Annotated in this window: 33 protein-coding genes, 1 tRNA gene and 1 pseudogene; 15 read left to right on the top strand and 20 right to left on the bottom strand. The window is 69.4% G+C overall.

Annotation, left to right across the window (positions count from 1 at the left end; genetic code table 11):
- Together WC555_RS07450 and WC555_RS07445 are read right to left on the bottom strand one after the other, a co-directional pair.
- Positions 1 to 687 (bottom strand): lysophospholipid acyltransferase family protein, encoded by a 687-nt coding sequence (locus WC555_RS07450; protein WP_373252586.1) that lies wholly within the window; start codon positions 685 to 687, stop codon positions 1 to 3.
- Positions 684 to 2,531 (bottom strand): ABC transporter ATP-binding protein, encoded by a 1,848-nt coding sequence (locus WC555_RS07445; RefSeq protein ID WP_373252584.1) that lies wholly within the window; start codon positions 2,529 to 2,531, stop codon positions 684 to 686. Before WC555_RS07445 ends, WC555_RS07450 begins: the two co-directional genes overlap by 4 nt.
- Positions 2,532 to 2,688: 157 nt before the next feature.
- Between WC555_RS07445 and WC555_RS07440 the strand changes: the two genes are divergently transcribed.
- On the top strand, positions 2,689 to 3,354 hold the full coding sequence (locus tag WC555_RS07440; protein WP_373252583.1) for a tyrosine-protein phosphatase: 666 nt from the start codon (positions 2,689 to 2,691) through the stop codon (positions 3,352 to 3,354).
- Between the two features lie 3 nt (positions 3,355 to 3,357).
- On the opposite strand, the gene WC555_RS07435 is transcribed toward WC555_RS07440, so the two are convergent.
- The 10 genes from WC555_RS07435 to WC555_RS07390 all read right to left on the bottom strand — a co-directional run bounded on the left by WC555_RS07435 (position 3,358) and on the right by WC555_RS07390 (position 11,400).
- Positions 3,358 to 3,585: a hypothetical protein gene (locus tag WC555_RS07435; RefSeq protein WP_373252582.1), complete on the bottom strand. Its 228-nt coding sequence runs from the start codon at positions 3,583 to 3,585 to the stop codon at positions 3,358 to 3,360.
- Positions 3,582 to 3,809: a hypothetical protein gene (locus WC555_RS07430; RefSeq protein ID WP_373252580.1), complete on the bottom strand. Its 228-nt coding sequence runs from the start codon at positions 3,807 to 3,809 to the stop codon at positions 3,582 to 3,584. Before WC555_RS07430 ends, WC555_RS07435 begins: the two co-directional genes overlap by 4 nt.
- 69 nt (positions 3,810 to 3,878) lie before the next feature.
- Positions 3,879 to 4,127 carry a DUF4170 domain-containing protein gene (locus tag WC555_RS07425; RefSeq protein WP_373252579.1) on the bottom strand — a complete coding sequence of 83 codons (249 nt, stop codon included), beginning with the start codon at positions 4,125 to 4,127 and terminating at the stop codon, positions 3,879 to 3,881.
- On the bottom strand, positions 4,127 to 4,942 hold the full coding sequence (locus WC555_RS07420; RefSeq protein ID WP_373252577.1) for an inositol monophosphatase: 816 nt from the start codon (positions 4,940 to 4,942) through the stop codon (positions 4,127 to 4,129). The genes WC555_RS07425 and WC555_RS07420 overlap by 1 nt, the downstream gene beginning before the upstream one ends.
- Positions 4,939 to 6,291, bottom strand: coding sequence for a TldD/PmbA family protein (locus WC555_RS07415; RefSeq protein ID WP_373252575.1), 1,353 nt, complete (start codon positions 6,289 to 6,291; stop codon positions 4,939 to 4,941). Before WC555_RS07415 ends, WC555_RS07420 begins: the two co-directional genes overlap by 4 nt.
- Positions 6,292 to 6,340: 49 nt before the next feature.
- Positions 6,341 to 6,745: an MAPEG family protein gene (locus WC555_RS07410; protein WP_373252573.1), complete on the bottom strand. Its 405-nt coding sequence runs from the start codon at positions 6,743 to 6,745 to the stop codon at positions 6,341 to 6,343.
- A 3-nt stretch (positions 6,746 to 6,748) separates the two neighbouring features.
- The gene (locus tag WC555_RS07405; protein WP_373252643.1) at positions 6,749 to 8,530 is read right to left on the bottom strand and encodes a M14 family metallopeptidase; all 1,782 of its coding nucleotides are present in this window, start codon (positions 8,528 to 8,530) and stop codon (positions 6,749 to 6,751) included.
- Positions 8,531 to 8,685: 155 nt separating this feature from the next.
- On the bottom strand, positions 8,686 to 9,321 hold the full coding sequence (locus WC555_RS07400; RefSeq protein WP_373252571.1) for a hypothetical protein: 636 nt from the start codon (positions 9,319 to 9,321) through the stop codon (positions 8,686 to 8,688).
- A gap of 98 nt (positions 9,322 to 9,419) precedes the next feature.
- Positions 9,420 to 9,764 (bottom strand): hypothetical protein, encoded by a 345-nt coding sequence (locus WC555_RS07395; protein ID WP_373252570.1) that lies wholly within the window; start codon positions 9,762 to 9,764, stop codon positions 9,420 to 9,422.
- Positions 9,765 to 9,870: 106 nt separating this feature from the next.
- The gene (locus WC555_RS07390) at positions 9,871 to 11,400 is read right to left on the bottom strand and encodes a UbiD family decarboxylase (protein WP_373252568.1); all 1,530 of its coding nucleotides are present in this window, start codon (positions 11,398 to 11,400) and stop codon (positions 9,871 to 9,873) included.
- A 127-nt stretch (positions 11,401 to 11,527) separates the two neighbouring features.
- Here WC555_RS07390 and WC555_RS07385 point away from each other — a divergent pair, with 127 nt between their 5' ends.
- Positions 11,528 to 11,791: a hypothetical protein gene (locus tag WC555_RS07385; protein WP_373252566.1), complete on the top strand. Its 264-nt coding sequence runs from the start codon at positions 11,528 to 11,530 to the stop codon at positions 11,789 to 11,791.
- A gap of 37 nt (positions 11,792 to 11,828) precedes the next feature.
- Positions 11,829 to 12,221 carry a retropepsin-like aspartic protease gene (locus tag WC555_RS07380; protein ID WP_373252642.1) on the top strand — a complete coding sequence of 131 codons (393 nt, stop codon included), beginning with the start codon at positions 11,829 to 11,831 and terminating at the stop codon, positions 12,219 to 12,221.
- Here the strand turns inward: WC555_RS07380 and WC555_RS07375 are convergent.
- From WC555_RS07375 to WC555_RS07365, 3 genes are read right to left on the bottom strand one after another with little or no spacing between them, the layout of a single operon-like run.
- Entirely contained in the window at positions 12,218 to 12,466 is a 249-nt protein-coding gene (locus tag WC555_RS07375) for a helix-turn-helix domain-containing protein (protein WP_373252565.1), read from the bottom strand. The genes WC555_RS07380 and WC555_RS07375 overlap by 4 nt on opposite strands.
- 37 nt (positions 12,467 to 12,503) lie before the next feature.
- Positions 12,504 to 13,355, bottom strand: coding sequence for an aldo/keto reductase (locus WC555_RS07370; protein WP_373252563.1), 852 nt, complete (start codon positions 13,353 to 13,355; stop codon positions 12,504 to 12,506).
- A 38-nt stretch (positions 13,356 to 13,393) separates the two neighbouring features.
- Complete coding sequence (locus tag WC555_RS07365) at positions 13,394 to 14,272, bottom strand: serine aminopeptidase domain-containing protein (protein WP_373252561.1); 879 nt, start codon at positions 14,270 to 14,272, stop codon at positions 13,394 to 13,396.
- A 125-nt stretch (positions 14,273 to 14,397) separates the two neighbouring features.
- On the opposite strand from WC555_RS07365, the gene WC555_RS07360 reads away from it, so the two are divergent.
- The 5 genes from WC555_RS07360 (at position 14,398) to WC555_RS07340 (ending at position 17,168) form a co-directional block, all read left to right on the top strand.
- Entirely contained in the window at positions 14,398 to 14,640 is a 243-nt protein-coding gene (locus WC555_RS07360; RefSeq protein ID WP_055828666.1) for a DUF3297 family protein, read from the top strand.
- A gap of 133 nt (positions 14,641 to 14,773) precedes the next feature.
- Positions 14,774 to 16,198 carry a M20/M25/M40 family metallo-hydrolase gene (locus tag WC555_RS07355; RefSeq protein WP_373252559.1) on the top strand — a complete coding sequence of 475 codons (1,425 nt, stop codon included), beginning with the start codon at positions 14,774 to 14,776 and terminating at the stop codon, positions 16,196 to 16,198.
- A 95-nt stretch (positions 16,199 to 16,293) separates the two neighbouring features.
- Positions 16,294 to 16,608: a hypothetical protein gene (locus WC555_RS07350; RefSeq protein ID WP_373252557.1), complete on the top strand. Its 315-nt coding sequence runs from the start codon at positions 16,294 to 16,296 to the stop codon at positions 16,606 to 16,608.
- Between the two features lie 51 nt (positions 16,609 to 16,659).
- Positions 16,660 to 16,744, top strand: a tRNA-Leu gene (locus tag WC555_RS07345).
- A gap of 64 nt (positions 16,745 to 16,808) precedes the next feature.
- Positions 16,809 to 17,168 (top strand): DUF1428 domain-containing protein, encoded by a 360-nt coding sequence (locus WC555_RS07340; protein WP_373252556.1) that lies wholly within the window; start codon positions 16,809 to 16,811, stop codon positions 17,166 to 17,168.
- Positions 17,169 to 17,171: 3 nt separating this feature from the next.
- Here WC555_RS07340 and WC555_RS07335 read toward each other — a convergent pair whose 3' ends face one another.
- On the bottom strand, positions 17,172 to 17,354 hold the full coding sequence (locus tag WC555_RS07335; protein ID WP_055828753.1) for a DUF3606 domain-containing protein: 183 nt from the start codon (positions 17,352 to 17,354) through the stop codon (positions 17,172 to 17,174).
- A 168-nt stretch (positions 17,355 to 17,522) separates the two neighbouring features.
- Between WC555_RS07335 and pyk the strand changes: the two genes are divergently transcribed.
- The 3 genes from pyk to WC555_RS07320 all read left to right on the top strand — a co-directional run bounded on the left by pyk (position 17,523) and on the right by WC555_RS07320 (position 20,357).
- Complete coding sequence (gene pyk / locus WC555_RS07330) at positions 17,523 to 18,962, top strand: pyruvate kinase (protein ID WP_373252554.1); 1,440 nt, start codon at positions 17,523 to 17,525, stop codon at positions 18,960 to 18,962.
- 15 nt (positions 18,963 to 18,977) lie between these two features.
- Positions 18,978 to 20,018, top strand: coding sequence for a DNA adenine methylase (locus tag WC555_RS07325; protein WP_373252553.1), 1,041 nt, complete (start codon positions 18,978 to 18,980; stop codon positions 20,016 to 20,018).
- Between the two features lie 90 nt (positions 20,019 to 20,108).
- Positions 20,109 to 20,357, top strand: a complete 249-nt coding sequence (locus tag WC555_RS07320; protein ID WP_373252551.1) for a hypothetical protein — start codon at positions 20,109 to 20,111, stop codon at positions 20,355 to 20,357.
- On the opposite strand, the gene WC555_RS07315 is transcribed toward WC555_RS07320, so the two are convergent.
- Both WC555_RS07315 and WC555_RS07310 read right to left on the bottom strand, forming a co-directional pair.
- Positions 20,354 to 21,001 carry a ribonuclease HII gene (locus WC555_RS07315; RefSeq protein ID WP_373252549.1) on the bottom strand — a complete coding sequence of 216 codons (648 nt, stop codon included), beginning with the start codon at positions 20,999 to 21,001 and terminating at the stop codon, positions 20,354 to 20,356. The two genes, WC555_RS07320 and WC555_RS07315, sit on opposite strands and share 4 nt — an antisense overlap.
- Positions 21,002 to 21,024: 23 nt before the next feature.
- Positions 21,025 to 21,612 carry a DNA-3-methyladenine glycosylase I gene (locus WC555_RS07310; RefSeq protein ID WP_373252547.1) on the bottom strand — a complete coding sequence of 196 codons (588 nt, stop codon included), beginning with the start codon at positions 21,610 to 21,612 and terminating at the stop codon, positions 21,025 to 21,027.
- A 93-nt stretch (positions 21,613 to 21,705) separates the two neighbouring features.
- Here WC555_RS07310 and WC555_RS07305 point away from each other — a divergent pair, with 93 nt between their 5' ends.
- On the top strand, positions 21,706 to 22,932 hold the full coding sequence (locus WC555_RS07305) for a patatin-like phospholipase family protein (protein ID WP_373252545.1): 1,227 nt from the start codon (positions 21,706 to 21,708) through the stop codon (positions 22,930 to 22,932).
- A 12-nt stretch (positions 22,933 to 22,944) separates the two neighbouring features.
- Here the strand turns inward: WC555_RS07305 and WC555_RS07300 are convergent, their stop codons facing one another.
- Positions 22,945 to 23,595, bottom strand: coding sequence for a cyclase family protein (locus WC555_RS07300; RefSeq protein ID WP_373252543.1), 651 nt, complete (start codon positions 23,593 to 23,595; stop codon positions 22,945 to 22,947).
- A 130-nt stretch (positions 23,596 to 23,725) separates the two neighbouring features.
- Between WC555_RS07300 and WC555_RS07295 the strand changes: the two genes are divergently transcribed.
- Positions 23,726 to 23,989, top strand: coding sequence for a hypothetical protein (locus tag WC555_RS07295; RefSeq protein ID WP_373252541.1), 264 nt, complete (start codon positions 23,726 to 23,728; stop codon positions 23,987 to 23,989).
- 58 nt (positions 23,990 to 24,047) lie between these two features.
- On the opposite strand, the gene WC555_RS07290 is transcribed toward WC555_RS07295, so the two are convergent.
- The gene (locus WC555_RS07290) at positions 24,048 to 24,836 is read right to left on the bottom strand and encodes a folate-binding protein YgfZ (protein ID WP_373252539.1); all 789 of its coding nucleotides are present in this window, start codon (positions 24,834 to 24,836) and stop codon (positions 24,048 to 24,050) included.
- 84 nt (positions 24,837 to 24,920) lie between these two features.
- Between WC555_RS07290 and WC555_RS07285 the strand changes: the two genes are divergently transcribed.
- Both WC555_RS07285 and WC555_RS07280 read left to right on the top strand, forming a co-directional pair.
- Complete coding sequence (locus WC555_RS07285) at positions 24,921 to 25,880, top strand: glycosyltransferase family 9 protein (protein ID WP_373252537.1); 960 nt, start codon at positions 24,921 to 24,923, stop codon at positions 25,878 to 25,880.
- Between the two features lie 45 nt (positions 25,881 to 25,925).
- A pseudogene (locus WC555_RS07280) lies at positions 25,926 to 26,201 on the top strand (dihydroorotase); the annotation flags it as partial.

Below are 26,201 nucleotides of genomic sequence, written 5' to 3'. Positions count from 1 at the left end.
TCACACCCGCTCCAGACCGACGTGGGCGTCGGCGGCGGCTTCGACGGCGGTCAGCCGTTCGGTCCAGGCGCGGGCGACGTCGGCCAGTTCGGCGCCCTCGGGATAGCGGTCGACGTCCCAGACGATGGCGCCGCGTCCGAACGGCAGGGGCAGGATGGCGCGGTCCCAGCTGTTCAGCCGGATCGCCGGGTTGCAGGACATGCCGATGAACAGCACCGGCGCCTTTGACAGCCGGGCCAGCAGGGGCAGGCCCTCGGCCATCTCGCGCATCGGGCCGCGCGGGCCGTCGGGGGTGATGGCCAGGGCGCCGACCTTGAGCTGGCGCAGGCCGTCGCGCAGGGCCTGGGAGCCGCCCTTGGCGCGGTCGGCCTTGTCCTTGTTGGCGGACGAACCGCGCACGGCCGGAATGCCCTGAAGGGCCACCGCCTTGGCGATGAACTGTCCGTCGGGGCTCAGCGAGATCAGGGCCTTGGCCGGCTGGGCCCGGTCCAGCGGCCAGCAGGCGGGGCTGAGGCCGATGCGCGAATGCCAGAAGGCGCACAGCACGCCGCCGCCGTCGGCCCAGACCTTTTCGGCGATGGTCTGGTTGTGATGCGTCCAGCGGATGGTGGCGAAGCAGAAGCGCATCCACTGGGCCAGGGTCCAGGCGAGGATGGCCTGGATGACGGGGTTGCGGAGGGGCCTCATGACACGGTCGCGACCGTGACCGGGTCGCCGTCCAGCGATTGCTGCTTCGCCAGCCGCGAATACAGGCCGCCCTTGCGGACCAGCGCGGCGTGGGAGCCGGTTTCGACCACCCGGCCGGCCTGGATCACATGGATGCGGTCGGCGTTGCGGACGGTCGACAGGCGGTGGGCGATCATCAGGGTGGCGCGGCCCCGCATCAGGCGTTCGAGGGCGGCCTGGACGAGGGCCTCGCTCTCGGTGTCGAGGGCGCTGGTGGCCTCGTCCAGCAGGAGGATGGGCGCGTCCTTGAGGAAGGCGCGGGCGATGGCGATGCGCTGGCGCTGGCCGCCGGACAGGCGCAGGCCGGCCTCGCCGGCGCGGGTGGCGTAGCCTTCGGGCAGGGCGGTGATGAAGTCATGGGCGGCGGCGGCCTGGGCGGCGGCGACGATGTCTTCAGCCGTGGCGCCGGGGCGGCCGTAGGCGATGTTGGCGGCGACGGTGTCGTCGAACAGGAAGGGCTCCTGCGTCACCAGGGCGATGGCGGCGCGCAGGTCGTGCAGCTTCAGCTCGCGGATGTCGCGGCCGTTCAGGGTCACGGCCCCGCCGGTCACGTCATAGAAGCGGGGCAGCAGGCTCAGGATCGTGCTCTTGCCGCCGCCCGAGGGGCCGACGAGGGCGACGGTCTCGCCGGGGGCGACGGTCAGGCTGACGTCCGACAGGGTCGGCGCCGTTCCGTCGGACGCCGGGCCATAGGCGAAGGACACATGGTCGAAGGCGACGGTGGTCGGGCCGTGTTCGAACGGCGCGGCGTCCGGCGTCTCGCGGATCTCGGGCTGGATGTCGAGGGCGGCGAACAGGCGGCGGGCGGCGGTCAGGCCCTCGGTCATGACGGTCTGGAGATTGGTCACCTGGCGCAGCGACTGGCCCGCGGCCATCAGCAGGCCGATGAAGGCGGCGAAGGCGCCCACGCTCATGGCTCCGTCCCGCGCCCGCCAGCCGGCGTAGGCCATGACGGCGGCGACCACGATCATGGCCACGAGATTGCTGAAGGGGCCGGCGAAGGCGCGGCTGTCGGCGGATTTGATGACGTGGCGCTGACGGCGCGAGACGACCTCGCCGACACGGGCTTGCTCGGCCGCCTCGCGGTTCTCGATCTTGATCAGGCGGACGCCGTCGAGGTTTTCCATCAGGGCGGTGGAGAGGTTCTCGGTCTCCTTCATCGCCCCGGTGGTGGCCTTGCGCGTGCGCTTCGAGAAGCGGCGCAGGATCAGGGTGATCAGGGGCACGCCCAGCAGGACGATGGCGGTCAGCTGCCAGTCGATGAAGGCCATGGCGGCGATGACGAAGACCAGGGTCAGGCTGTGCTGGGTGTAGTTGACGACGCCGTTGGTGAAGGCCTCGCGCACCAGATTGGCGTCGAACAGGACCGAGGAGACGAAGCTGCCGCTGTGCTGGCTGCGCAGCCGGGACAGGTCGGCGCGGATCATGGCCCCGAACAGCCGCACCTGGATGTCGCCGACGATGCCGTGGCCGAGCCGGTTGACGAGAGCGGCCTGTCCCAGGGAGGCGGCGGTCCAGACGATGGCGACCAGGACGATGGCGGCGGGGATGTAGACCAGGGCCTGTCCGGGCGGGATGTCGATCAGGCCCCACAGCTTGATCGGCGTGTCGGTCTGGAGGAACAGGCCGTTGATGGCGGGTTCGAGCAACTTCAGCGTGGCCGCGGACAGGCCGCCGGCCACGGCGGCGCACAGCATCGACAGGAACAGGGGCGCCTTGTGATGCGAGAGGTAGTCGCGCCAGATCCGCGCCAGCAGGGGGCGAAGGGGCTCCTTCTCGTCGGCGGCGGGCGCGGGCGTCGTCATCGGTCCGAGGTCGGACGGCGCGGGGGGGAAGTCAAGCGGTGTCCGCCTTGTCACGGATGTCGCGGTTGTGTCGGACCCGGTGTCGAGGATGTCTCGCATGAATTGTCCTGCTTTTCCGAGAGTGGCGTCGTGACGCGGCCGAGGCTATCTCCTCCCCATGTCCCGCTACGATCTCACCACCCCCGCCGGCCGGTTCAAGGCGCGGTGGGACTATGTCTGGAAGGATCACGCCTTCCTCAGGCGGTGGTTCATGAACGCCCATTGGCTGGGGCCGGATCTGGTGCGGACCAACCAGCCGTCGCCGCGGCAGCTGGCTTACTGGAAGTCACAGGGGATCAAGACCGTCATCAACCTGCGCGGGGCGCGGGACGAGGCCTACTATGCGCTGGAGAAGGCGGCGTGCGAGCGGCTGGGCCTGACCCTGATCGACGCGCCGCTGGACTCGCGCGATCCGCCGCAGAAGGACCGGGTGCACCGGGCCCGGGAGTTGTTCCGAACGATCGAATATCCGGTGCTGATCCACTGCAAGTCGGGGGCCGACCGGGCCGGGATGATGGCGGTCTTCTATCGCCACTTCCATCTGGGCGAACCGATCAGCGTGGCCATCGACCAGCTGTCGAAGAAATACCTGCACCACCGCGAAGGCCTGACCGGGGTGCTGGACTATACGCTGGAGAAATACCTGAAAGAGGTCGAGCCGACGGGGGTCAGCTTCATCGACTGGGTCGACAGCGACGCCTACGACCCGAAGGCGATCCGGGCCGAGTTCAAGGCCGGCTGGTGGGGCACGGTGCTGACCGAGAAGCTGCTGAAGCGGGAATAGGGTTCAGCTCCACGGACCGCGCGGCGCGCCGGGCGCCGCGGGGCCGTCGCCGCCGTTTTCAGCGGCCCGCTCGGCGTCGCGTCGCGCCTTGCGGTCAGCCTCCCAAGTCCGGAACCAGCGGGTCCAGTCGCGTTCGCCGCGCCAGGCGCCGATCCAGAGGACCAGAACCAGCAGCAGCGACACCAGGGAGGCGATCTCGGTCCCGTCGAGGGTGCGTCCGAACAGGGTCATGGCTGCGGATCGCGGGGCAGGTCGCGGGCCGGGGGCGTTTCGGTCGCGAAGGTGTCAGGCCGCGTCGTCGGGCGGGCCGGCTCGCCGGGGGTGATGGGGTCGTTCCAGGCCGTGTCGCCTTCCCGCGGGCCGGTTTGCGTGGTGTCCGGCTTGCGGCGGGTGGCCCAGACGACAATGGCGACGCCGAGCGCCGCGAGGATCAGGACGATAAGGGTGGGAGTCATGGGATCTCTCCGCTTTCAGGCTTGGCGATATACGCCTGAAAGCGTCCCGGACCGAGGGGGAGTTCCCCCTCAGTGCGCGTGATCGTCGCCGCGCGGGTCGATCATCCGGTGGGCGTGCAGGATGAAATACCGCATGTGGGCGTTGTCGACCGTGGCCTGGGCCCGGGCCTTCCACGCCTTGCGCGCTTCCTCATAGTTGGGAAAGGCGCCGACGAATTCGACCTTGGACAGGTCGCGGAACACCGGGGCGTCGAGGTGGCGCAGCTCTCCGCCGATCACGAGATGCAGCAGCTGGGGGGCGTCGGTTGCGGTGGTCATCAGAGGGTCCGGTCGTTCTGGCGGGGCGCGAGCGGAATAGGCGCTGTGCGGCGCACGATCAACGGGTGAAGCGCCGGGGCGCTGCAGATCAGGCTGTTCTGACGCGGATCGCGCTGGTTGAAGCGCCACGGTCCGCCGTGATGGTCGCTGACGCGGCCGCCCGCCTCCTCGACGATCAGGGCTCCGGCGCAGACGTCCCAGTCCCATTTGGCGGTCAGGGCGATGGCGGCGTCGAAGGCCCCGGCGGCGACCAGGGCCATGCGGTAGGCGATGGCGTTGCGCTTCTCATAGCGCATGACGGGCCAGGGCTCGGGCCAGTGCGGCCCCTCCATCAGCCGGGCGTCGGCGAGAACCGAGGCGTCATCGAGATCGGTGGTGTCGGAAGCGGTGATCGGCCGGCCGTTCAGAAACGCGCCGCCGCCGCGCATGGCGGTGAAGGTCTCGCCCAGGGCGGGGGCGTGGATGACGGCGGCGACGGGCTGGCCGTCCTCGACGATGGCGATGGGAATGCACCACCACGGCTTGCCCTTCATATAGGCGACCGTGCCGTCAATGGGATCGGCCACGAACAGGCGGGGCTGCGAGAGGCGCGCATCGCTGTCGGGGGTTTCTTCCGACAGCCAGCCATGGTCCGGACGGGCGGAGAGCAGGGCGTCCTTAAGCAGGGCGTCGACGGCCATGTCGGCCGAGGTGACGGGCGAGCCGCCTGACTTGGACCAGATCTTCAGCCCCGCCTCGCGCTCGGCCAGCGCCAGTTCGCCGGCGGCGAGGGCCGCGTCGCGGATCAGGGCCAGGTCGGTCGCGAGGTCGGTCATTTGCCGGCGATGGCGACGCCGTCGAACAGCAGGGACGGGCTGTTGAAGGAGTTGCGGAACTCCAGGTCCGAACCGCGTCGCATGCGGGCGTAGAGGTCCAGCAGCTTGCCGGCGACGGTGACCTCGCTGACGGGCCAGGCGATCTGGCCGTTCTCGAACCAGAAGCCCGAGACGCCGGCGGACCAGTCGCCGGTGTGGGCGTTCAGCGACGGGCCGAACATGGAGGTGACCAGCAGGCCGGTTCCGGCCTCGCCCATCAGGCCGGCAAGATCCGTCTCGCCCGGCTCCAGATGCAGGTTGTGGGTCGAGACGCCGGGCGGGCCGGCGAGGCCGCGCGAGGCGTGGCCGGTTGAGGCCAGACCCAGCTGCCGGGCGGCGGCGCTGTTCAGCAGCCAGGTGGTCAGGACGCCGTCGTCGACGATGGCCTGACGGGTGACGGCGACGCCCTCGTCGTCGAAGGGGGTCGAGCCGAGGCCGCGCGGGCGGAAGGGGTCGTCGATCAGATTGGCGCCCGCCGGCAGGACCGGCTGGCCCATCCGATCCTTGAGGAAGGATGTTCCGCGCGCGACCGACGGGCCCGAGATCGCGCCCAGCAGGGGCGACAGGACCTGGCCGGCGACGCGATTCTCGAAGATCACCGCGGCCGTGGTGGAGGCGATCTTGCGTGGACCGGTGCGAGCGACGGCGCGGCGGCCGGCCTCGGCGCCGATCGTCCCGGCGTCCGGCAGGTCGGAGAGATGCCGGGTCGCGCGATGCTCGCCGCCGCGCTCCATGGCGCCGTCCTTTTCGGCGATGACCCCGACGCCCAGCGAAAAGGCCGAGCCGTGATAGGCCCCGTCGAAGCCGTGCGAGGTCACCAGCCGCCAGCGGCTGGACGAGGCCGAGGCGTGTCCGCCCTCGGATTTGGCCACGCCGGGCACGGCGAGGGCGGCGGCCTCGGCTTCCGCGGCGACGGCTTCCAGTTCCGCGGCGCTGCGCTCGGCCGGGTCGTACAGGTCGAGGTCGGGAAGAGGACCGCGGGCCAGCCGGTCCTGCGGGGCGAGGCCGGCCCAGGGGTCTTCCGGGGCGAGGCGGGCCATGGCCACGGCGCGCTCGACCAGCCGGGCGCGGGTCGCCTCGGACAGGTCGGAGGCGGAGACGGTCGCCTGGCGGGCGCCGATGAAGACGCGCAGGCCCAGGTCGCGGCTTTCCTCGCGCTCGACCTCTTCGAGGGCGCCGTTGCGGACGCCGATCGACAGGGAGGCGCGCTCGGCGGAGACGGCCTCGGCGGCGTCGGCGCCGGCCCTCAGGGCGGCGGCGACCAGTTCGGGCAGGATGTCGGGAGAGGCGGACGCAGTAGGGTCAGGCATGCCCCGATATGGCCGGGCGGAGGCGCCGCCGCAACCGCGCTGTGCAAGTTCAGACGAAGGCGTGGACCACCAGCATGCCGCTCGCGGTGATCAGGGCGAAGTAGGTCAGGACCATGCCGGCGACCCGGGCGATCGTCGGCCTTCTGTCGCTCAGGCCGACGGCGTGCGCCAGACGCCCGGCGAGCAGGACGCCGCCGACGGCATGCACCGCCATGGCCGGCAGGCCCAGCATGGCCAGCAAGGCCAGGGCGCCGACGCCCACGGGAACATATTCCGCCGCGTTTCCGAACACACGGGTCGCCACGGTGACCTGGGAGACGCCGCCGTCGCCCAGCAGCACCCGGTGCGTCCGGCGCGCCAGGACCACGCGGACAGACAGGATGACCAGGAGAAGGATCAGCAAACCGCTCCAGAGAGCGGCGGACTGGATCGGAGTCATTCCAGTCAGTGTCATGATTCAGGTCTCGCGGCCGACCGGATACAGCCGGTAGCGGTCATCATAGAACGGAGTTCGCTCGTAGAACCACTGCAAACGCGCGTCGCCGTCAGCGGCGAACTCGGGCTCCGCGGCGAGTTTCGCCTCGAACGCCGCCTTCAGGGCCGGGTCGGCGGCCATCATGGCCTCGGCCAGCGGGGCGATGGCGTAGCCCTCGATATATTCGACGCGGCTGAGCACCTCGGGGAACAGGCCCCAGGCGAAGAAGCTCTCGTTCGACTGCGGCTCCAGCAGCAGGACGACGACGTCGCCCAGCGGCTGGTCCGTCGGCACGCGGACCGAGCCGGCGGGCCAGGTCCAGTCGCGCCGACGGGGCGTCACGGCGGTGACGGAGACCTGCAGATGGCCCTCGTTGTGGCGCGTGGCGACCTTGGGATCGTCGAGGCTGAGCATCTCGACCGAAACGGTGCGGGGCGCGTCGAGGGTTTCCATCGTCACGCCGTGGATGCGCAGGCGTTCGATGATGTCCGTGCGGTAGGACGGCACCCAGTAGGCCTCGGGCCGCGCCAGGGTCAGGGTCGGCTTCGAGCCGAAGAAGGGCATGGGCCAGGGCTCGGGATCGGCCTGGCCCAGCCAGCGGATTTCCCGCCGGCCCGAGGCGGGGCTGTCCCAGGTCTCGTAGCGGATGCCCTTGAAGCTGCGGGTGTAGGCCGGGGTCGTTTCGGCCTGGAAGTTCGCCGGGATGGCGGCCGGGCGCAGGGCGCTGTCGGCGGCGATGGCGGCGCGCAGGTCGCGGCCGTCGCGAGCCAGCAGGCGCAGGGCGTCCTCGAGGAAGACATAGGTCCCCAGCACGCGCTGCTCGAAGGGCTTGAGGCTGTGGTTCTCGATCAGGATGGTCGGCACATGGGCCGCGGTTCCCCAGCCGTTGGAGAAGCGTTCGCCCAGTCCGCCGTCCGACAGGCCCGCGCGCGGATTGCTGTCGTCGACCCCGAAGACCAGTTCGCCGGGGATGTGACCCTGGGCCTCGAGACCGGCGTTGATCGCCGGTTTGAACACGTCGTTGAGCCAGCGGGAGGTGGCGGGGGACCGCGAATACGCCCCGTTCTCGCCGTTGAAGCCCCAGGTGACGTCGTACTGGTAATCCATGCCGTCGGTGACGTGGATGTCGATGTAGAGGTCGGGTTTGTATTTCAGTATCAGGCCGCGCACCGCCCGCATCTCGGGCTGGTCGAGCTTGAGATAGTCGCGGTTGAGGTTCTGGTTGGTCGCCGTGTTGCGCCAGCCCTGGATGCGGGGCCCGCGCTGGTTGGGGCGGCTGTAGGCCGAGGCCCGCTCATGACCATCGACCGACAGGATGGGGATCAGGATCAGATTGACCCGGTCGAGCAGCTCGTCCTTGCCGTTGAAGGCCATGTCGCGGAGCAGCATCATGCCCGCGTCCTTGCCGTCGATCTCGCCCGGGTGGATGCCGGCCTGGGCCAGCAGGACGGGCTTGGACGGGTCGAAGGCGGCGCCGTCCTTCGAGGCGATGACGGCGTAGATCGGCCGGCCCTCGGGCGAGACGCCGAACTGTTCGATGCGGATCAGGTCAGAGGCCGCGTCCAGCCGGTCGAACCAGGCGCGGGTGTCGGCATAGGTCGGGCTGAAGTCGTGGTCGGGGTCGGTCTCGAAGGCCGTGGCCCAGGGGTCGGAAGCCGAACGCAGCAGGCCCTTCGAGGCGCCGTCCCATTCCGGCGCGGACGGCAGGAAGGGCTGGTCCCACGGCGCGGCGTTGGGGACGGTGGGGCTCGTGATCTGGGACATGGCGGAACTCGCGAACAGGAATGCGGCCGCGGCGCAGCCGGAGCCCAGGATCTGGAGACGGGTCATGCGGGCTCCGTGAGGCGGCGGCGGACAGGCATGGTTCTAAAGGCTTCGTCCGGCGGCGCCAGAGCACGCGTGCGAATGGCGCCCTTCGATCAGGTCGGGTCGGCGGCCGCGGGCGGGGTGAACGACCAGCCGCCGGACTGGATCAGGACATTGGCCGAACGGGCCACGTTGAAGCCGTGATAGGCGACCAGCACGATCAGGGCCGCGACCACGATCCTTCGCGACCGGGCGAAGGCGGCGACCGCGGTCCCTCCGATGAACAGGACCAGGCCGATCCAGAAGACGGGCGACAGCATCGACCGGACCATCTCGCCCCGGAGACCGGCGTTGGCGAAGAACACCGCCATGATGATCAGGTTCGCGATCAGAACGCACAGGAAGACGGTGCGGCGATGGGCCCAGAAGTGATCGTCCAGATTGGTGGAGGTCTCAGCCGTGTCGCGCCCGGGGAAGGTCACGCTGGCCGCCACGTAGAAGACGGCGGCGACGGCCAGACCCACCACCAGCAGGGCCATGTTGAAGGGGGCGAAGCGGAACAGCACCCACGCCTGGTTCCAGAACGTAACGATATCGACGGCGACGAACACGGCCAGGAGCGGCGTCAGCCAGCCGAAACGCACGGCCCGGCGCCGATGCAGGATGCGCGCGAACCCGCCGACCAACTCGGCCACCGAAAGGCCGAGCAGGAGACCGTAGAAGCTGAAGAAGAACTCGAACGCGCTCATGCGGCCCCCCGGTCGCGATTCCAGTGATCACCCTGGACAGGCGGCGACGTGCGAACCGCCAGGCGTCCGGCGGCTCTATACCGATGGACCCGCGAAATTTAGCGGTCGCGCTTGGCTTCCAGCCGGGTGATGACGGTCTGAAGCTCCGTGCGCCGGGCGGCGTGGGCGTTCAGCTGCGCCTGTTGCTCGGCGGACGCGGCGCCCTGGGTCTGGACGGCGGCCTGAAGCGCCGCGATCTGTCCGTCGAGGGTCCCCAGCTCGGTCTGGGCGTCCCACAGGCGATCTTCCTCGGCTTCGGTCAGCCGCGGCGGAGCCGGGCGGGCGCGGCGCGCAGGGGTGGCCCGGCCGCGGCCGGTGAGCACCTGGGCGTCGGAGACGGTGGGGACTGACACGACAGGCATGGCCAGGACGACGGCGGCAGCGAGAACGAGAGCAGATTTCATCGGGACGGTTCCATCGGGAGGTAAGGCCGAACCCGCACGTTAGATTACCGTTTCGTCACCTGGAAAGCGTTATTTGGACACAATCGGCCAGGAAACGCGATCCCCGCTATTTCCAGATCGGCGCGCCGTCCCCCGGCAGCCCCAGTTTGCTCCACATCTCCGAAACCCGATCGACGACCCCGGCGTCCATGCGAATCTCCTCGCCCCATTCGCGCTTCGTCTCGGGCGGCCATTTGTCGGTGGCGTCGAGGCCGATCTTGGAGCCGAGGCCGCTCTCGGGCGAAGCGAAGTCGAGGTAGTCGATCGGGGTGTTCTCGATGACGGTGATGTCGCGCGCCGGGTCCATCTTGGTGGAGATGGCCCACATGACCTGTTTCCAGTCGCGGGCGTCGATGTCGTCGTCCACGACGATGACCCACTTGGTGTACATGAACTGGCGCAGATAGCTCCAGACGCCCAGCATCACCCGCTTGGCGTGGCCGGGGTAGGCCTTCTTCATCGAGACCACCGCGATGCGGTAGCTGCAACCCTCGGGCGGCAGCCAGAAGTCGGTGATCTCGGGGAACTGGGCTCGCAGCAGGGGGATGAAGACCTCGTTCAGCGCCTCGCCCAGCACCGAGGGCTCGTCCGGCGGACGGCCGGTGAAGGTGGTCAGATAGATGGGATCGCGGCGCATGGTGACGGCCGTGACCTGGAAGACGGGGAAGGTCTCGACCGAGTTGTAATAGCCGGTGTGGTCGCCGTAGGGGCCTTCGGGCGCGTGCTCGTCGAACAGGACGTGGCCCTCCAGCACGATCTCGGCGTTGGCGGGGACCATCAGCGGCACGGTCTTGCAGGGGACCAGCTCGGCCTTGGCGCCGCGCAGCAGGCCGGCGAACTGGTATTCCGACAGGGTGTCAGGGACGGGCGTCACCGCCGCCAGAATGGTGCCCGGATCGGCGCCGAGCACGACGGCGCAGGGCAGGGGCCCCTTCTTGCCGGCCTTCTTGTGCCGGGCGTAGTGCTGGGCTCCGCCGCGATGGGCCAGCCAGCGCATGATGGCCCTGTCCTTGCCGAGCACCTGCATGCGGTAGATGCCGAGGTTGAAGTCGTCCTCGCGGTCGTCCGACGGCCCCTTGGTCACGACGAGGCCCCAGGTGATCAGCGGGGCGGGCTCGCCGGGCCAGCAGCCCTGGACGGGCAGGGCGGTCAGGTCGATCTGGTCGCCCTTGAGCACCACCTGCTGGACCGGGGCCGTTTTCACGATCTTGGGCCGCATGGACATGACCGTCTGCGCCAGCGGCAGCATCTCCATGGCGTCCGACAGGCCGCGCGGCGGCGTCGGGTTGCGCAGGAAGGCCAGGAGTTCGCCGACCTCGCGCAACTCGGCGGCGGTGGTGCGGGCCTTCTTGTCCATGGTCACGCCCATGGCGACCCGCTTCACCGTGCCGAACAGATTGGCGAGGCAGGGGATGGGGCTGATCGAGCCGTCGGGCATGACCGGCTTCTCGAACAGCACCGCCGGGCCGCCGTTGCGCAGCAGCCGGGTCTGGATCTCGGTCATCTCCAGATGGGTGGAGACGGGCTCGGCGACGCGAACCAGTTCGCCCTCGGCCTCGAGCATGGCCATGAAGTCGCGCAGGGATTTGTATGCCATGCAGGGAGGCTTAGGCGGGCGGGGCGCTGCTGTCACGAGGAGCGAGCCGGCGTATTGGCCTTCCAGTCACGACTCAGGCATCCTCAGATCATCCCGACCACCCAGGTCTTCAGGCTCGACGGGTCGCATGAGCGTTCTCGGCAAGGATATCGCCGCCTTCGAACGAATGCGGGCGCAGCTTGAAGCCAGCCATCCACGCGCTTGGGTCGTTTTTCACGATGGGGCGTATATCAACGCCTATACAGATTTTCAGGCCGCCGCCGCGGATGCCCTGGAGCGCTTTGACGAAGGGCCGTATCTCATTCGGCAAGTCGGCGCGCCGGCGACCGTGAGCCTTTCAGGCGGCATGATCTTCACGCCCTCGCATGCCGTCGTCTCAGGCCGGGTTTAGAGCCGGCGCCAATGGGCTTTCGCCGGCGGACTTGCTGGTGGAGCTCGGGCCAACTGTATGGGTCGATATCGGGACGAAATCACGGGGCGTCGCGGGCGGTCTGCCGGATCTGGCGGAGAAACGCATTCGAGCCTTGATCGACACCGGCGCAGGCGGTGATTGCATCGACGACGAACTGGCCAAGCGGTTGGGGCTGCCGATAACGGACGAGGGTGAGATCAGCGGCGTCGTTGGTCGCCATTGCGCGGTCGTCTATACGGCGCGGGTTTACGTGCCCTCGCTTGACCGGTTGCTGTTTCAGCCCTTCACAGGTGTGAAACTGCACCAAGGTGGTCAGTGGCATCGGCTCATTCTCGGTCGCACATTCCTGCGCCAGTATCGTCTGACCTATGACGGCGCCTCTGGCGGGGTCGAGCTCTCTACCGACTAATAGGCTCGCGTGTCCGAGACGAGCGCCCACAGCGGCAGGTGCAGGGCGCTGGTCGCGGCGCCGATCTGGGCGGTGGTCAGATGGGCGCGGCCGGCCTCGGCGCGGCGGGCCTCCTCGACCGGCATGTGCAGGGCGGCGGCCACGTCCTCAATGGCCATGCCGCGCGTCTGGCGCCACCGCTTCAGTCTTGCGCCGACCGCCGCGTCAAGCGGATCGACGCCGGGAAACCCCAGCACCGAGCCCATGGTTCGCTCCCTTGGCGCGCCGACTGTTCGCGGCGCTTCAGGCCCATTCTTCATCCCATTTGAACGCGGGATCAATCCAGTCGCCCAGACGGCCGTCGGGACGGGCGAGGGCGTGGATGCGGTCGACCTCTTCGGACGAGAGCTGGAAGTCGAAGATGTCGAAGCTCTCTTCCGCCCGGCTGACCTTGGTCGTGCGCGGGATGGCGATGATGTCCTGCTGGATCAGCCAGCGCAGGGTGACCTGGCCGGGCGACTTGCCGTGGGCCTTGCCGATCTCGATCAGGGTGGCGTCGTCGGCGATCTTGCCCTGGGCCAGCGGCGACCAGGCGGTGATGGAGGAACCCAGTTCCTTCGCGACGGCCTTGAGCTTCGAAAGCTTCAGATAGGGGTGATATTCGACCTGGTTGGTGATCAGTCTGGCCTTCGACAGGGCCTGCGCCTGGCGGAACTCGGCCGAGGGGAAGTTGGACAGGCCGATGGCCCGGGTCAGACCCTGATCCTTCGCCTCGTTCAGGGCGCCGAGGGTTTCGGCGAACGACGGCTCCGCCTTCGGCCAGTGCAGCAACAGCAGGTCGGGCGTGAAGCCGAGGTTGGCGGCGGATTCCTTCGCCTGCTTCAGCAGCCCCTCGCGGTCGAAATGCGCCACCCAGATCTTGGTGGTCAGCCAGATGTCGTCGCGGGAGACGTGGCCGGCCTCGACGGCGTCGCGGATGCCCTCTCCGACCGCCGCCTCATTGTGATAGATCCAGGCCGTGTCGAGGTGGCGATAGCCGATGCGCAGGGCCTCGGCGACCATGCGCCGGGCGTCTTCGGGCGTCAGGTTCCAGGTGCCGAAGCCCAGCAGTGGGATGGCGTGGCCGTCGACGGTGATCACGGGCTGGTTGGTCATGGAAGGCTCCGGGCCCGGAAGCGGGCGGGGGACGCCGTCTAACTAGGTCGCGCGGCGTCGGGTTCAACCAGCCAGTCGAACATCTCGTCCCACAGGCTCTCCATCCCCTTCCGGAAGGCGCCTTCGTGACCGATGCGCGGCGCGCCGTAATCGGACGGCCGGCGGACGATGACCTCGCCGGAAGCGTTCGGATAGACGGCCAGAAGAATGGGGGCGGTGACCGGGGTCGCGATCGGGTCGTCGGTGAAGATCCATGAGCGGATCGGGGCGGTCACGGCGTCGAAATGGTGCGGCCGCAGCCGGTCCTTCAGCTCATCGCGAAAATAGGGCTCCTTCAGGCACCAGCGCCGCCAGGTGGTGTAGACGCCGCGCGGCAGGTCGGTCCCCGCCCACAGGCCGCCGCCCTTGATGTAGCCGTGCCGCATCAGGCTCCACGGGCCGTAGAGCAGCCAGAAGGTCAGCTCCAGCGGATTGTAGGACCGGTGGTGGCGGCCCCAGAAGCCGCTGCCGACCGAGACGAAGGCGTGGCGCGCGATACGGTGCTGGTTGGGCATGAAACCGAGGAAATGGCCGCCGACGCTGTGACCGACATGGACGACCGGCAGGCCGGGCGCGGCCTCGGCCAGCGCGTCGAGGGCGGCGGGCATGTCGAGCCGGCCCCAGTCGGGATAGTCCATCGCCATGGCGGCCAGGTCGTCGGGCCGCGACCCGGCGATGCCGCGGAAATCATAGGTCAGCACGGCCGCGCCGCGGCCGGCCAGGCGCCGGGCGAACCGGTCGTAGAAGCCCTTGGGGAAGCCTGTCCCCGAACTGACCATGACGGCGACGGTCGGATCGGGCGCCGAGACCAGGCGCATCGACAATGGATAGCCGTCGGCGGCCGGGGCGATGAAGTCGCGGATGACGAGGTCGCTCATGTGAGTCCGTAGCTATTCGCAACGAACCTAGACGGTTGACGCGGGGTCAGGTCAAGGTCCCTTGGACAGGGCCCTCGCCGTCGGCTAAAGGCCGTCGCCACTGTTCCGCCTTTCGAGCGATCCTGATGACTGACGCCGCCCTTCCCGACCGCCTGTCCGTCGATCCCGACAGCCCCTTCCACGACGGCGAGCTGCTGCAGAAGGGGATCGGCGTCCGCTTCAAGGGCGAGGACAAGACCAATGTCGAGGAATACTGCGTCTCCGAAGGCTGGGTTCGTCTGGCCGTCGGCAACCGCGTCGACCGCCGCGGCAAGGCCCTGACCGTCAAGCTGCAGGGCCCGGTGGAACCGTACATCAAGGGCGAGTAGCCTTTCTGGCGGCCATGAGGGCCCTTTCGGCCCACGCCTTATGGCAGCAGCGTGAAAACTCTGGCTCGGCCGGCTTGTCCCTTTCCATCGCGCGGTCCAGGTTCCGGCTCCCCGTCTGAGTCCCGGAGCCGTCATGCGCATGTCCGTCCGCCTTCTCGCCGCCACCGCGCTGGCGCTGACCCTCGCCGCGCCTGCCTTCGCGCAGGACGCCGCCACCATCCAGCGGGCCGAGGCGATCCGCGACTCGGCGCTGAACGAGAACATCGCGCTCGACTATGTGACCCAGCTGACGACCCGGTTCGGGCCGCGGCCGGCGGGATCGAAGTCCGAGCAGGACGCCGCCGCCTGGGCGGCCGACTACATGCGGGCCCAGGGCTTCCAGAACGTGCGCATCGAGGAATTCCCGCTGGTCGGATGGGAGCGCGGCGAAGAGAGCGCCTCGATCGTCGGCGACCATCCCCAGCGTCTGGTCGTGGCGGCGCTGGGTCATTCCCCCGGCACCAACGGCGTCGTCGAGGCCGAGGTGGTGCGCTTCGACAGCCTCGAGGCCCTGAACGCCGCCCCGGCCGGGTCGCTGGCGGGCAGGATCGCCTATGTCGACGCGGGCCAGATGGTGCGGATGCAGGACGGCTCGGGCTATGGCCCGCTGACGCGCATCCGGGGCGCCGGACCCGCCGCCGCCGCGGCCAAGGGCGCGGTCGCCTTCATCATGCGCTCGGTGGGTTCGGACGAGCACCGCATGCCGCACACCGGCACGACCCGCTATGTCGAGGGTCGCGTGCCCCTGCCGGGCTTCGCGCTCAGCGCGCCCGACGCCAACCAGGTGTCGCGCCTGATCGCCATGGGCCAGATGGTCCGGCTGCGCCTCTCCTCGACCGCCCGGACCTATGAGACCGTGTCCCGGAACGTCATCGGCGACATCCCCGGACGCTCGCGTCCGGACGAGGTCATCGTGCTGGGCTCGCACATGGACAGCTGGGACCTCGGCACCGGCGCCATCGACGACGGCGCGGGCGGCGCCATCACCCTGGCGGCGGCCAGGGCCATCCGGGACAGCGGCCGTCGTCCGGCGCGGACCGTCCGGGTCGTGCTGTACGGCTCGGAGGAGGTGGCTCAGCCGACCGACACCGGCAACGGCGGCGGCGCCTATCTGCGCGGGATCGGCGCGGCGGTCGAAAAGCATATCATCGCCGGTGAAAGCGATTTCGGCGCCGACCGGGTCTATGCCCTCGGCCTGCCGCCGGGCGCCCAGACCAGCGATTTCGCCAAGGCCGCGGCGCGGGTGCTGTATCCGATCGGCGTGCTGCCCTCGGCCCAGCCGGAACTGCACGGCGGGGCCGACATCGGGCCCCTGGCCGAGGCCGGGGTGCCGGTCTTTGGTCTGAACCAGGACGGCAGCCGCTATTTCGACCTGCACCACACGGCGGACGATACGCTCGACAAGATCGATCCGGAGCAGATGAGCCAGAACGTCGCCGCCTGGGCCGCTCTGGTCTGGCTGATCGCGGATTCGGACGTGGACTTCCGGGCGATGCGGCCGGCGTCAGACGGGCACTAACGGGGCGGGCCGCCACAACTTGACCGCCGGCCGTTTCACGTCAAAGTGGAGCGTGCCGAACCGGCAGGCTGGAGGCTTGAATGACTGATCCGAATGTGAGGATCGATCCCGCAACCGGGGCGACCAACGTCTATGTGCAGGTCGCGCCCCAGGATACGGCGATGGCGGTTTCGTCGCTGGTCCTCGGCGTCTTCGCCATCTGCGTGGTGTGGATTCCGTTCTTCGGGCTGATCGCCTGGATCCTGGCTCCGCTTGGTCTGATTCTGGGTCTTGTCGCGATGAGGAGGCCCGCCGGTTCAGGCCGCGGCGTGGCGATCGCGGGCGTTGTCTGCTCGTCGATCGGCCTGCTGGGATGCATTGCCTGGGTCGTGCTGATCGGCGCGGCGGCGTCGGTGAGCGTCGGAACCTGATCCGGCCGCATGGCCGAAGCCGGCGGGCGCTGCTAGATCACGCCGCAGCCCGCGAGCGTGGCGAAACTGGTAGACGCACGGGACTTAAAATCCCGCGACTTCGGTCATGCGGGTTCGACCCCCGCCGCTCGCACCACGGTCACGGTGTTTGACACCATGCGGGGGTGCGCGTGTTCTGTCTCCGACAGAGGAGACGCGTCATGAGCTATATCGATGGTTTCGTGGTCCCGGTCCCGGCCGGCAGGAAGGCCGCCTACAAGGCGATGGCCGAGCAGACCCTGGTCCTGTTCAAGGAGTTCGGGGCGACCCGGGTGGTCGAATGCTGGGGCGACGACGTGCCCGACGGCAAGGTTACGGATTTCAAGGGGGCGGTGAAGGCGGAAGGCGACGAGGTCGTCGTCTTCTCGTGGGTCGAATGGCCGGACAAGGCCACCCGGGACGCCGGTCAGAAGAAGATGATGGACGACCCGCGCATGGCGAGGATGATGGAGGAGTCCCCCGTGCCGTTCGACGGAAAACGCATGATCTACGGCGGGTTCGCGGTCCTGCTCGAAGGCTGAGGTCTAGCGCTTCTTGCCCAGCTCGGCGGCGATGTCCTTGACGTTGCGACCGGCCTTGCGATGGGCGGCGGTCAGCTGTTCGCGGGTCACGCCCCAGCGCTTCATCCAGTGTTCGACGGCCTGACGTTCGGACAGGTCCAGCCGGTCCTTGTCGATGAAACCGCGCTTGTCCTTCAGGCCGGCCATGGTCCGCTCCGTTGCTGCGCGTGAGGTAGCGCGAAACACGACTGTACGCGACCGCCGGAGTTATGCGGAATCGGCATAACTTCGTGTTTCTCGCAAAGAACCGCCCTTAACCCGGCGCGGTTTCATGGGCACAAGGAGCAATCGCCCCTCAGGCCCTATGGATATTCGATGAAAAGAGCCCGGCGCGCCCGCATCGTCGCGACCCTGGGACCCGCCAGCCGGGCGCCCGGCATGGTCAAGGCCCTGGCCCAGGCCGGGGTCGACGTCTTCCGTCTGAACTTCAGCCACGGCTCGCATGAGGATCATGCGGCGGCGCTGAAGGCGGTGCGCGGGGCGGAACTGGCGCTGAAGCGGCCCTTGGGCGTGCTGGCCGACCTGCAGGGGCCCAAGCTGCGACTGGGCCGGTTCGCCAATGTCGAGATCGACGTCAAGCCGGGCCACAGGATGCGCTTCGACCTCGACGCCACGCCGGGCGACGAGACTCGGGTGCAGATGCCGCATCCTGAAATCTTCAGGGCCCTGCGCACCGGCATGCTGCTGTTGCTCGACGACGGGCGGGTGCGGTTGCGGGTCAATGAGCGGACCGACGACTGGGCCGACGTCACCGTCGAGAGCGGCTCGAAACTGTCCGACCGCAAGGGCGTGGCGGTGCCCGAGGCGGTGGTGCCGGTCTCGGCCCTGACGCCCAAGGACCGCGAGGACCTGGCCTTCGCCCTGCGTATCGGCGTCGACTGGGTGGCGCTCAGCTTCGTGCAGAAGGCCGAGGACATGGCCGAGCTGAAGCAGATCGTGAAGGGCCGCGCCGCCTGCCTGGCCAAGATCGAGAAGCCGCAGGCCCTGCTCGAGCTGGAAAGCATCCTCGACTACTGCGACGGCGTGATGGTGGCCCGCGGCGACCTGGGCGTCGAGCTGGATCCCGAAGAGGTGCCGGTGGCCCAGAAGCAGATCATCCGCGCCGCCCGCCAGCGCGGCGTGCCGGTGATCGTCGCCACCCAGATGCTGGAGTCGATGACCTCGTCCCCGGCGCCGACGCGGGCCGAGGCCTCGGACGTGGCCAACGCCGCCTATGAGGGCGCCGACGCCCTGATGCTGTCGGCCGAGACCGCCTCGGGCGACTATCCGCTGGAATCGGTCGGGGTGATGAGCCGGATCATCGAACGGGTCGAGCGCGATCCGATGTGGCCCAGCCTGATGGACGCCGAACACGCCGGCATGGACGACATCGACGCCGACGCCCTGGTGGCCGCGGCGCGCAAGGCGGCCGAGGCCCAGTCGACGGCCTGTATCGTGGTCTTCACCACCCTGGGCGGGACGGCGCGGCGGATGGCGCGCGAACGGCCGCTGCAGCCCGTGCTGGCGCTGACGCCCAATCCGGACACGGCGCGGCGGCTGGCCCTGGTCTGGGGGCTGGAGACGCGGCTGGGCAAGGAGCCGACGTCGCTGGAGGACGTCACCGAGGACGCGGTCAACAGCGCGGTCGAATACGAGATGGCGGAACCCGGCCAGCGCATCCTGATCCTGGCCGGAACGCCGTTCGGCGCGCCGGGGGCTGCGAATCTGTTGCGACTGGCCCATGCTCCGGCCAAGGGCGGCAAGACGCGCGCCTGATCCTCAAGGGTCGGCATGATCAAATACATCGGCTCCAAGCGGGCGTTGCTGACGCAGATCGCGACCGCGGTTCGCGCCGGCCTGCCGGACGGGGGTACGGTGTGCGACCTGTTTTCGGGCAGCGCCCGCGTGGGGCACGCCCTGAAGCGTGAAGGCTTCCGGGTCTGGTCGAACGATCACAACGCCTATGCCCACACCCTCGCCACCGCCTATGTCCAGGCGGACCGGGAGTGCTGGCTGGAGAAGGCGGAGGCCGTGCTGGCCGAGCTGCGGACCGTGACGCCGGAAGCGGGCTGGTTCACCAAGGCCTTCTGCGAGGACGCCCGCTATTTCACGCCGTCGAACGGAGCCGTCATCGACGCCATGCGCGACCGGATCGCGGCCATGGCCCTGGACCCCGAGCTTGAGGCCATCGCCCTGGTCAGCCTGATGGAGGCGGCCGACCGGGTCGATTCCACGGCGGGTCTGCAGATGGCCTATATGAAACAATGGGCGGCGCGGGCGCTGAAGCCGCTGGAGCTGCGGATGCCCGACGTCCTGCCGGGGGTGGCGGCCGGGCCGTGCAAGGCGACGCATGCGGACGCGGTGGAACTGGCCCCGCAGGTCGAGGCCGATCTGGTCTATCTGGACCCGCCGTACAACCAGCATTCCTACCTCGGCAACTACCACTGCTGGGAGAGCCTGATCCTGTGGGACCGGCCCGAGACCTACGGGATCGCCAACAAGCGGGTCGATGTCCGCACCCGCAAGAGCGCCTTCAACAGCAAGCCCGGCATCGCGCCGGCGCTGCGGGCGGTGATCGAGGGGCTGAAGGCGCCGAACCTGATCGTCTCGTTCAATGACGAGGGCTATCTGGGTCGGGATCAGCTGGTCGGCATGCTGTCGGGCCGGGGCGAGGTGCAGGTGATCGAGATCGCCCGGCCGCGCTACGTCGGCGCCCGCATCGGCATCCACAATCCCAGGGGCGAGAAGGTCGGGGCGGTGGGCCGGCTGAGGAACGTGGAATATCTGTTCGTGGTCAGCGAGCGTCCGGTCAGCCTGGCCGACGCGGCGTGAGGCGGGCTCTCTTTCGCCACCGTCGGGGGACGAGTGCGTCGCGGAACGCAGGTTTGACATTGTCGTTTAGCGGGAATGGAAATGACGCCCATGACCTCCATCCATCGCCTTGAAGGCGTTCGCGCCTATGGTCGAGCCGCCGACGCCTTCGAAACCGTCGCCTGGCGCGCGCCGTCGGCGACGCGGTTTGACGCACGGGTCGCCAACGACGTGGGATCGGAACAGGAGGTGGTCCGGTCCGGGCCGGTCGGTCACCTTCCAGCCTGGCTGACCATCACCGCCGGCGGCGTGGCGGCCGCCCTTCTCGGCGCGCTTCTGGGCGGCGCGCTTCAGGTCTAGATCTCGAGCAAGGCCCGGATCGGAGCCCAGCCGCGCCGATGGGCCGGGCAGGGGCCCAGCTCTTTCAGGGCGGCGGAATGAACCGGGGCGTTGTAGCCCTTGTGGCCGGCGAAGCCGTAGCCGGGGTATTCCGCGTCCAGCTCCACCATCAGCCGGTCCCGCGCCGTCTTGGCGAGGATGGACGCGGCCGCGATCGACAGCGACAGGCCGTCCCCGCCGACGACCGTCTGCACGTCGCACGGCAGTTTGAACCGGTAGTTGCCGTCGACGAGCGCCGCGGCCGGCTGCACCGACAGGGCCTCGATGGCGCGGCACATGGCCAGGCCGGTGGCGTGGAGGATGTTCAGCTCGGCGATCTCCTCGACCGAGGCGAAGCCGACGCCCCAGGCGACGGCGCGGGCCTTGATCTCGATCTCCAGCATTTCGCGGCGGGCGTGGGTCAGGGCCTTGGAGTCGTCGATGCCATCGGGCAGGTCGTCGGGGTTCAGGATCACCGCCCCGGCCGAGACCGGCCCGGCCCACGGACCCCGTCCCGCTTCGTCGACGCCGCACACCGGTCCGCCGCTGGACTGGATCAGCACCAGCTCCAGCCCCAGCGTCGGAAACGCGCGCGCGACCCCGACAGCCCTCTTGAGCTTCGCCATTGCCGGAGTTTTCAACGGTGTCTTCACGACCGGGCCATCGCACGAACCTGCCGATGACGGAAGCATTCGGCGCCGTGATCGTTGACCATGCCGACGGCCTGCATGAAGGCGTAGACGATCACGGGGCCGACGAAGGTGAAGCCGCGCTTTTTCAGCGCCTTCGACAGGGCTTCCGATTCCGGCGTGGCCACGGGCCGGGCGTCGCCGTCGGGCCAGCTGTTCTGGATCGGCGCGCCGCCGACGAACGACCACAGCCATTCGCTGAAGTCCTCGCCATTGTCGCGCATCTCCAGCCAGATCCGCGCGCCCTTGACGGCGCTGTTGATCTTGGCCCGCGAGCGGATGATGCGGGCGTCGCCCAGCAGCCGCTCGACGTCCGCCTCGCCCCAGGCCGCGATCGTCTCCGGGTCGAAGCCGTCGAAGGCGTCGCGCATGCCCTCGCGCTTCCGCAGGATGGTGATCCACGCCAGCCCGGCCTGGAACCCGTCCAGCACCAGCTTCTCCCACAGCGCCCGGGCGTCGTACTCGGGCACGCCCCATTCCTCGTCATGATAGGCGACGTAGAGGGGATCGGTCCCGCACCAGGCGCAGCGGTGGAGTGAGTCGGCCATGAGGTCAGGGTAGCGCCTTCGACGGTCCCGTGAAGGCGCGAGCTCCGTCGATCCATGCTATCAGACAGCCGACCTCCAACGGGCGACCCCTCCATGAGCCGCAGACCCGCCGTGATCTTCGCCGCCGCTCTGGCGTCGCTTTGGCTGGCCGGGTGCGGCACGATCGACCGGCCGGCCGATGGCGTCATCCGGCTGACCACACAGACATGGCGCCCGACCGACGACCCCCGCATCCGGGCCGGCGACGTCGTCCGGGTCGAGGCCCTGGCGGAAGAGATCGGCGCCCGGCTGTGGGCCGCGTCCGAGGGCCGGTCCATCCTCGCCCTGTCCGGCGGCGGCGCCAATGGCGCCTATGGCGCCGGGGTGCTGGTCGGCTGGACGGAGAGCGGCGCCCGGCCCGAGTTCAGCGTGGTCACCGGCGTCAGCACCGGCGCCCTGGCGGCGCCCTTCGCCTTTCTGGGCCCCGAATGGGACGACGAACTGCACGGCGCCTATGCCGAGGGCCGCACCGGCGGGCTGCTGGGCTGGCGCAGCTTCGCCGCCCTGGCCGCGCCCGGCCTGTTCGACTCCGGCGTGCTGAAGGATCTGGTCGAGGCCTATGTCACCCCGGAGCTGCTGCGCCAGATCGCCATCGAGCACGACAAGGGCCGGCGGCTGCTGATCGTGACGACCAATCTGGACGCGCAGGAGACGGTGATCTGGGACATGGGCGTGCTGGCGAAACAGGGCGGGGACCAGGCCGTGACGCTTTTCCGCGAGGTCCTGCTGGCCTCGGCCAGCATTCCCGGCGTCTTTCCTCCCGTCATGATCCCGGGCGTCGACGGCCAGGGGCGGCTGGTCGAGGAGATGCACGTCGACGGCGGCGTGATCACGCCCTTCCTCGGCATCCCCGAAAGCCTGCTGACGGTGACCACGCCGACGCAGGCCCCGGAGGGCACCGCCCTCTATGTCCTGATCAACGGCCAGATCGCCCGCACCGAGGTGATCACGCGCGGGACCCTGCCGGCCATTCTGGCCCGCGCCTATGACACGATGAGCAAGGCGAACCTGCGCACCAGCCTGGCGGTCAATCTGGCCTTCGCCGAGCGCAACGGCATGAGCCTGCATGTCGCGGCCATTCCCGAAGGGATTGAGGCGTCGAGCCTCGACTTCGACCCCGCATCGATGTCCGAACTGTTCGAGCGCGGACGGAACGCCGCGGCCGCCGGCGCGGCGTGGACGAAGCTGGAAGGGCCCGTGCCGGAGCCGACCGCCGCGCCGGTCGAGCTCGATCCGCCGGCGACGCCAGCGGAATCTCCGCCGGTTACGCCCGGGGAATAGTGCGCGGCCGGGTCACGCGACCTCCGCGAACGCCCTGACCGGAAAGGTCCCGAACCCCTTCACCTTCGGCGGGGCGGCGGTGAAGCGGAAGCCGGCGTCGGGCAGAAGCTCCAGCCCGCGCATATGCTCGCAGATCGGAATGCCGGCGCCGAGCAGCCGGGTGTGAACCGGCCGCGCGCGGGTTCGGGTGTCATCGATGTTGTGGGAGTCGACGCCCACCAGGGCCGCGCCGGCCTCGACGAGGAAGGCGGCGGCCGCTCCGGTCAGGAAGGGGTGGTCCTCGAAATAGGCGTCGGTGCGCCAGTGGCGGGCCCAGCCGGTGTGGACCAGCACCGCCTTGCCGCGCACGTCGAGGCCGGCGAACCGGTCGGCGTCGATCGCCTGCAGGTCCGGGACGCGGACGACAAGGCCGGGCAGGGCGGCGACGCGGTCGAGGCCCACGTCGTTGAGGTCCTCGCCGTCGGCGTAACGGTGGAAGGGCGTGTCCAGATAGGTGCCGGTGTTGCCGACCATGTCGATGCGGCCGATCTGGAATTCCGTCCCGGTCTCGTAGCCCGCGCGCGACGCCTCGCGGCTCAGGTGGTCGCAGATCAGCGGCGCGGGCAGGCCCTTGTAGGTGACCATGCCGTCTTCGATGGTGTGGCTCAGGTCGATCAGCGGCATGGCGTGTCCCGGTTTCAGCAAGGGGATGATGGTTGTCCCCCGGCGCGGCGTCAAAGGATGGCGGCCGGGACTGGACAAGTCCGGGTGAAGGTCCAACAAACAGGATCCCCCCTCCAAGGAGATTACCCCCATGCGTATCGCCCTGTTCGCCGCCGCCGCGGCCGCCCTCGCCCTGACGGCCTGCTCGGAACGGACCGAAGACAACGCCGCCGCCACCGCCGACTCGGCCGGCGCCACCGTCGCCTCGGCCGCTGACGACACCGCCGCCAACGCCGAAGCCGCCGCCGACAACGCCGCCGCCGCGACGAATGAAGCCGCCGCGAACACCGCCGCCGCCACCAATCAAGCGGCCGAAAACGTCGACGCTGCGATCGAAACGCCCGCCGAAAAATAGTTCTTCCGCTGAGGAGACGCGCCCGGAGTCCGCTTCGGGCGCGTTTTCGTTTCCGGTGCTAGAGACCGGCCCAGTCGGGCCGCTGCACCGTAACCTGACGTCCGTCGACCGTCAGATCGCCGTCGATCCGGTCCAGCCGCACCAGCGCCATGGCCGCCCCGTCGCGTCCGCTCAGCACCTCGCCCGCCCGAAGGTCGCCGTTCAGCAGCTCGGCGCCGAACGCCAGAGCGGGACCGTCAAAGGTGATCGGCAGCATGCGGTTCCTGATGACCCCGCGCCGCTTCATGCGCGACGTGGTCTCCTGACCGACGAAACAGCCCTTCTGGAAATCGATGCCGTTCAGCAGGTCGAAATCCGCCTCGATCGGATACGTCTTGTCCGACAGGGCGTCCGCCGCGGGATCGGGCACGCCCAGGGTCAGACGGTGGGCCTGCCAGTCGTCCTCGGTCGCGTTGGTGTCGACGCCGTCGCCGTAGCGTCGTCCTCCGAGCGCGGGGGTGCGCGGGTCGGGAACGAAGCCGTCAGCCTCGCCGTCCCACGCCGCGAAGACCTTGCCGTCGTCGCGTTCGACCGCGACCTGGGCCCGGAGCCGGTACATCGACAGCCGCTGCAGCAGGGCCTCGCGCCGGTCGGCGGCGACGTCCAGCAGGACCCCGTCCTCCAGGCCCAGGATGAACAGGTCGAACAGCAGCCGACCCGGGGGCGACAGCAGGCCGCCGAACCGCAGTTGTCCCGGCGCCAGGGTTTCGACGTCCTGGGTCAGCAAATTGTGCAGGAACGGGCGGGCGTCCGGGCCGGAGACACGGATCAGGGCGCGGCTGTCGAGGCGGGCGATGCGAGGAACCATGACGCCTAGATAGGGCCGCTCGCGCCTGTGGACCACACCTGTGACATGTCTGATCCGGCGAGAGAATCCGTATACGGTCGATCGATGGCGAGCCGGTTCCCAATTCTGTACATCGCCGAGGCCGATGCGAGCGACGCGATCCTGTCGTCCGGGGTGCTCGCGTACCTGGTCGAGGCCATGCCGCAGGCGAGCTTCACCGTGGTCGGCTCGCCGAGGAGCGCGCCGCTGTTCGCCGACACGCCGCGCCTCGATCGCCTGATCGTGCTGGAGCGCGACAGCCGGCTGGACTGGCTGGGTCTGTGGAACAAGGTGCGCGAGACGCGCTGGGGGCTGGTGATCGACATGCGCGGCACCACCCTGTCGGGCAAGCTGAAGCGCCAGAAGCGGGCCGTGCGCGGGGCATGGGAGGTCGGCGTCCACGCGGTCGAACAGGCCGCGCGGGTGTTGCAGCTGGAAGACGTTCCGGCGCCGAAGCTGTTCGTGTCGGACGCGACCCGGGCGAAGGCGGACTCCCTGATCCCGGCTGAGTCGGTTGCGGTCCTCGCCATCGGTCCCGGCGCGGACTGGATGGGCAAGGTCTGGCCGTCCGAACGCTACGCCAAGGTCGCTGTGGCCCTGGTAGGCGACGGCGGTCCGCTGGAGGGTGGGCGGGTCATCGTTGTCGGCGACGACAACGCCCGTGAGGCCGCCCATGTCCTGCGACTGTCGCTGCCGCGCAACCGGGTCACCGAGCTGCAGGGGCGGCTGAGCCCGCTGGAGACCGTCGCCGCCCTCGGCCGGTCGGCGCTCTATGTGGGGGCGGACACGATCTGGACCGATCTGGCCGTGGCCAGCGGCGCGCCGGTGGTCGCCGTCTTTGGTCCGTCGGACGAGGCCGAGCATGGTCCCTGGGGCGGGATCGCCGTGCGGGGTCCGCGCTCGGTCGACGAGTACCGCAAGATCGACCCGAACCTGAACCAGGCCATCCAGCATATGAACGATCTGCCCGCCGATCGGGTGCTGAAGGCGGCGACGAAGCTGCTGGCCGGACGCGCAGCGCGCTAGATCGGGGCGCTGGATCAGCGACGCGCGCGGGTTTAAGGGACGCCCATGACCCAGACCTATGACCTGATCGTCCGCGGCGGCGAAGTGGCCAACCACGCGGGCCGCGGCCTGGCCGATGTCGGCGTGACCGACGGCCGGATCGTCTTCGTCGGCGACCTGTCGCAGGCCAGCGCGGGCGAGACCTTCGACGCGACGGGCCTGACCGTCCTGCCCGGCGTCATCGACACCCAGGTCCATTTCCGCGAGCCCGGGCTGGAGTGGAAGGAAGACCTCGAGACGGGCAGCCGCGCCGCCGCCCTCGGCGGGGTCACCGCTGTGTTC

Origin of the sequence: Brevundimonas sp. (genome assembly GCF_041648615.1) — a bacterium.
GTDB lineage: Bacteria > Pseudomonadota > Alphaproteobacteria > Caulobacterales > Caulobacteraceae > Brevundimonas.
The sequence above is the reverse complement of the archived record's forward strand: the minus strand, read 5'-3'. Positions and strand labels throughout refer to the sequence as shown.